The organism is Deinococcus sp., from assembly GCF_018260405.1.
Lineage (GTDB): Bacteria > Deinococcota > Deinococci > Deinococcales > Deinococcaceae > Deinococcus.
Genome location: NZ_JAGLBG010000238.1, coordinates 1 through 820, shown reverse-complemented (window position 1 = coordinate 820; position 820 = coordinate 1). Strand labels below are relative to the sequence as shown.

Below are 820 nucleotides of genomic sequence, written 5' to 3'. Positions count from 1 at the left end.
AAGAGAACTCACTATTTCAAATACTTAGGAGAATTAATAACGGAAAACAATTCGAAGAAACGAGCCTTACAGGCCAGGGCACACAAGTTGGAGATGGCATATCACAGGAAAAGAGAAGTTTACAAGAAAAAGTCTGTTTTCATCAAGGCTAAGTTGAGGCATTATTGCACGGTTATCAGATCAGAAGCCTTGTATGCAGCAGAGTGTATCACCTTAAAGGGAAAGGGTCTGGTTGAAAAGTTAGCTCTGAAAGAAAGAAAAATTCTGAAAACAATTCTGGGCCCCTAAAGGAAAGCAAAGAGGCATCATAACAAATTGTATGCTTTAATTCCAAAACTAACGGATGTCGTACGCAAAAGAAGATTTGGCTTTTGCGGACACGAATGAACCAAAACAGGTCGACAACATGATCTTTACGTTTCTCCTCCAAAAAAAAAAAAAACAGATGGGATTGGTTCTCTAAAATTGAAAAAGATGCCCAAGAACTGGGAATAAGCCAAGAAGATTTCAAAAAGCGGGACGTACTAAAAGAAAAAAGCAGAAACCCGTGTTTTGCATATAAACCAAAGAGAAAAACAGGTTCAAACTGGACAGAAAAACGAAAACAGCTGTGTAGCATAAAGATGAAGAATACTGGGTAAGAAGAGAATTATAGAAATCACATGGTACATAGATGGCCGAAACGAAGACAAAAAAAATTAAATTAAATTAATATTAGATTTTAAGCTTTCAAATCATTGCTAGTACGTACATTTTTGTGGGATCACAACAAATTAAAACAAATTTGTAATTCGTACTATAATAGTTAGAACTCGGAGAA

Annotated in this window: 1 protein-coding gene; it reads left to right on the top strand. The window is 35.6% G+C overall.

Annotated features, from left to right (window positions below; all coding sequences use genetic code 11):
* A partial coding sequence (locus QZ269_RS13300) for a hypothetical protein (protein WP_291427172.1) occupies positions 1–288 on the top strand: 288 nt, incomplete at its 5' end.
* Between the last annotated feature and the right edge of the window lie 532 nt (positions 289–820).